The following is a 4,483-nucleotide window of genomic DNA, read 5'->3' as shown; positions in this document are numbered from 1 at the left end:
AATTAAAAATTAAAAAATCCTTTTATAATATATAATTAAAATTATATTTTTTATTTGTGAAAAATTATTTTTTAGGAAAGATTGTCATAAATTATCAAGAATAATTAAAATTCAAAATTTGTTTAAAAAGCCCTTTTCATTCCAAAGAAATTGATGGCCTGAATAAGATCAATGAATGAACCGAGCTCATGTTCAATTACCTCTTCTTCAGTCATGCCGCTACTCAATTCACCATCAACGCTTAAGGTGTCCGGACCATATCCTACAAGGCGGCTCTTTCCATCCTGACTCAATATTCTTTCCGCATCCAATTGATGAATGAATGCCCTTCCTGGAAGAATGACTGTTTCCTTAATGTCATCAAGGTCCAAGACTTCCAGATCCTGCTTTGTCATCAGGCATGCAATATCCTTTTTTGTGCCGATTACATTTACATTATCAGGAGCAATCTTATCAAAAATCTTCTTTAGGAAAGGTGCCGCTATTTTGGAAGTCAGAAGTGTGGCTTCCCCAGTAACAGGAGGCAAGATTCCTAAAAACTCTTCATATTCATCCTTTGCCAATATGAATGGGGCACCTATTGTAGGGTCTGATAATGGAGTTCCTGTCACTCTAAGGTTATACTCTGAATTTATCTGCTTGACAAGCTCTTCAAACTCAAGTGGCTCATGAGGAACGATTCCTTCGACGACAGGTTCGTTTCCTAAAATCAATCCTTGGTCATAGCTGTTTGCAAAACGCATCATCATCAATGCCTTTGCCCCCCATTCCTCAAGCTTTTCACAGGTGTTCTGAAGCACCGCCCCATCATTCACTCCAGGAATGATGACCGCAGCAGCATGCAAATCCGCACCTTCTGCAAAAAGCTGGGCAGCCTTAAGGGATTCTTCAGGACTTGGATCCAACATCCATTCCTTTCTGATCTTTGGGTCCGCCGCAAAAATGGTGTAAGTTACCTCGTCAACACCTTGGTTTAGAAACTGGCTTGCTATGTCACCGTCATCGATTCCCTTACCGCTTGTATATCCCAAGTGAATAGGCAATTGCCATTGGTATAATCCGGCTATAAGCTCTTCCAAGTGAGGATAGCAGCTGACGTCTCCCCCTCCGCTGATGTTGACCTTCAAGTTAGCATCCCTTACAGGATTCATCATCAAAGCCATCTGAACTTCACTAAGTACGGAAAATGGCTGTTGAAATGGCTTTCCTGCCTCCTGAACTCCTTCCAGACATCTTGGGCAACCAACCTTATTAGGTGGGCAGTGCTGGCATCCGAGAGCCTCGGTAAGTGGCTTCACTTTTCTGAAGTAGCAAAACTTACAAAAGCCTCTGCAATCTTTTCCGGGAGTTCCACCAAGGTCTGCTATAACTTGCATTTTTTCACTCACACATTAAATAAAAAGAAATAATTAAAAAATAAATATATAATAATGTTTTTTATATGAAGATGAACAATGATTTTTGATTTTAAAAAATAAGATGATGAAAATTTCAATAAGCAATAAATAAAAAACAAAGGTTAAAAAATAAAATAATCGGCAATGATTAATTCATTAATCAACCAATGAGCTTTCAGTTAAAAGTTCCACTAAAATGTAATCATAGAAATGGGATTTCTTAATCTCAGCAATGTCCTTTAGTTTTTGGTCTCCAATGACTACATTTTCAATTTCCTCATGATATTTGTCATAATCCAATTTTACTCTAAGTCCACTTAGTTGGCTTGTTACAGGAGTTGGAGAAATGACTTCCTTGATTGCTGGAACTTGAGTCTCAATCTCGTTTTTAACCAAAATTGAAGGTGCAATCGGAGGATCTTGAGCAAGCTCTTTCTTACGTTTTTCCAAAAGTTCTTCAACAGTTGCAACCAATTGTTTCAAAGCCCTTATGTTTTCTCCCCTTTTCAATCTGCGTGGAATTCTACCGAGTCCAGGAACATAAGCATCCACACCAGGCAATTCTTCCAAATCGATTTCAGGAGCTCCGGTGACAATTACAGGAATGTCAATGTCATTGTAGAGATAAGCCTTATCGATAATGCATTGCTTGAAACTGCCTAATGCAAAAATGGCTATGTCATGCTCTTCAATCAATGCCTTTTCAGTTTCACTGATTCCTGCGGTTCCCTTACCGTGACCGCGAGCCAAACCGACCATATTGTCCTTTGCACCGTAACGTCTAAGGTATTCGGATATGTCACAGGCTGCATGAGGAAGGTGATGTCTTGCAAGAGTTGGAGAAACAATGGCTATTTCAGAACCTGCCATAGGTGCAATGGATATTTCACCTAAAAGTTCCTTAGCCTTTTCCTTAATAATATCCACATCATCAATAGGAACTGCCATGTTCAATACAAGTTCCATCTGCAATATGTTGGATTGGAGAACAAAACCTCCCAAATCCTCAATTAACTCCTTTATTTCCTCACTTTTGTGAATTCCACCAGTGAATGTTAATGTTTCATACATTGTAAATCATCACCTTATAAAAATCATATAATAATCATAATTTATTTAATCATCTAATCTATTAAATCATCATTCATCAATTAGATAAAATATCTTAAATAACTATATATTTTTTATTCCATTATATAATTTATTATTTTTATCACGAAAATGAATGAAAAAATAATATTCTTAAAAAATATTCTAAAAAAATATTGCAATGAATAAAAATAAAATATATTATTTTTTATATTATTAAGAATATAATAAAAATTAATTATAATAATTTTTTATTAATCAAGTTTATCAAAAAGGTGTTATCATGTATGCAGAAAATAATATCTTAGTTGGGGCTAATGAAAATACAGAAGTCTATTTGTTATCCAAAATGGCAAACCGTCATGGATTGATAGCCGGTGCAACCGGTACCGGTAAGACAGTTACCTTAAAGACCCTTGCAGAGGCATTCAGTGACATGGGTGTTCCAGTATTCCTGGCAGATATGAAAGGGGATGTTTCAGGCCTTGCGAAAGTGGGGGAAACAAACGCAAAAATCGATGAGAGAATGGAAAAGTACCATCTCGCTGAAAAGGGATTTGTCTTCAAATCCTATCCGGTTGAATTCTGGGACTTGTATGGCGAGAAAGGTTTGCCTATCAGGGTTACAATCTCTGAAATGGGACCTCAATTGCTATCAAAAATATTAAACCTTTCTGAAGCGCAGGAAGGGGTATTGAACATCGTATTCCGTGTTGCAGATGATGAGAACCTTCTTTTGATTGATCTGAAGGATTTGAAATCCATGATCAATCATGTGAGCGATAATGCTGAACTTTATGAGAACCAATATGGAGCAGTTGCCAAGAAATCAGCAACCACCCTTCTTAGATCCATACTTACCCTTGAAGATCAGGGAGGAGACCTCTTCTTCGGAGAGCCTGCATTGGAACTCAGTGACTTCATGCAAACCAATGACGAAGGAAAAGGTATGATCAACGTATTGGACTCTGTAAAATTATCAACAGCACCGGAACTTTACTCCACTTTCCTGTTATGGATGATATCCGAGCTTTACGAAACAATGCCTGAAGTTGGTGACTTGGACAAGCCTAAATTTGTCTTCTTCTTTGATGAAGCACACCTACTATTTGATGACATGTCACCGGCATTCCAGAAAAAAGTAGAGCAAATTATCAGATTGATTCGTTCAAAAGGAGTCGGAGTATACTTCATTACACAAAGTCCATCAGACATTCCGGACACTGTCCTTTCACAGCTTGGTAACAGAGTGCAACATGCACTTCATGCATACACTCCAAAGGAGCAAAAAGCTGTTAAGACTGCTGCTGAAACCTTCAGACCAAACCCTGAATTCGATACAACAGAAGTCATTTCCAATTTGGGAACCGGTGAGGCATTGGTTTCCGTTCTTGAAGAAAAAGGAGCTCCAAGTATCGTACAGCAAGTGGACATATTGCCTCCTCAAAGCTTCATAGGAGCCATTGAAGACAATTACAGAGCGGAACTCATGAGCATTTCATCACTTAGAGACAAATACAGAGAGGCAGTGGATAGGGAGTCCGCATATGAGATGCTATTGAATAAGATAGACAACAATCCGAATGTTCAAACTGAAATTCCTGAAGACGCTCCAATTAGGGAAATTCCTAATCAGGCTGAGCAAGCTCCAGCTCAACAAGAAACTCAAGCGCCGGAAGATGCTCCTAAACAAAAGGGAATACTCGAAGATGTTATTGGAATAGCTGTCGGAACAGCAGTGGATCAAATGGCAAAGCAAACTACAAAATCAAAAAGAAGAAGCACAAGGAAGACCACTAGAAAAACCACTGTTGAGAAAGCAACCACAACCGTTGTTAACACTGCAGCAAGAGAAGTTACTAAAGGAATCATTAGAGGAATATTTGGAAACATGAAATAAATTCAATTATTTCTCTTTTTATTTTTTTCTATTTTTATTATAATTGTTTTATTTTTATCTTTTTCTAATTTTAACCCAATATTCTATTTTTATTTTT

General features: G+C 37.5%; 3 protein-coding genes. 1 reads left to right on the top strand and 2 read right to left on the bottom strand.

All coding sequences use genetic code 11. The features are described 5' to 3' along the window. Window positions 1-122: 122 nt before the first annotated feature. Window positions 123-1,376, bottom strand: a complete 1,254-nt coding sequence (gene mmp10, locus IJE13_RS04505; protein ID WP_292777553.1) for a methyl coenzyme M reductase-arginine methyltransferase Mmp10 — start codon at window positions 1,374-1,376, stop codon at window positions 123-125. A gap of 177 nt (window positions 1,377-1,553) precedes the next feature. Then, complete coding sequence (locus IJE13_RS04500; RefSeq protein ID WP_292777550.1) at window positions 1,554-2,468, bottom strand: methanogenesis marker 7 protein; 915 nt, start codon at window positions 2,466-2,468, stop codon at window positions 1,554-1,556. Window positions 2,469-2,769: 301 nt separating this feature from the next. On the opposite strand from IJE13_RS04500, the gene IJE13_RS04495 reads away from it, so the two are divergent. After that, on the top strand, window positions 2,770-4,386 hold the full coding sequence (locus IJE13_RS04495; protein WP_292777547.1) for a helicase HerA-like domain-containing protein: 1,617 nt from the start codon (window positions 2,770-2,772) through the stop codon (window positions 4,384-4,386). Window positions 4,387-4,483 lie beyond the last annotated feature (97 nt).

The organism is Methanobrevibacter sp. (assembly GCF_017410345.1).
In the GTDB taxonomy this organism is placed as follows: Archaea; Methanobacteriota; Methanobacteria; order Methanobacteriales; family Methanobacteriaceae; genus Methanobrevibacter.
This window is presented reverse-complemented; position numbering and strand designations above follow the sequence as displayed.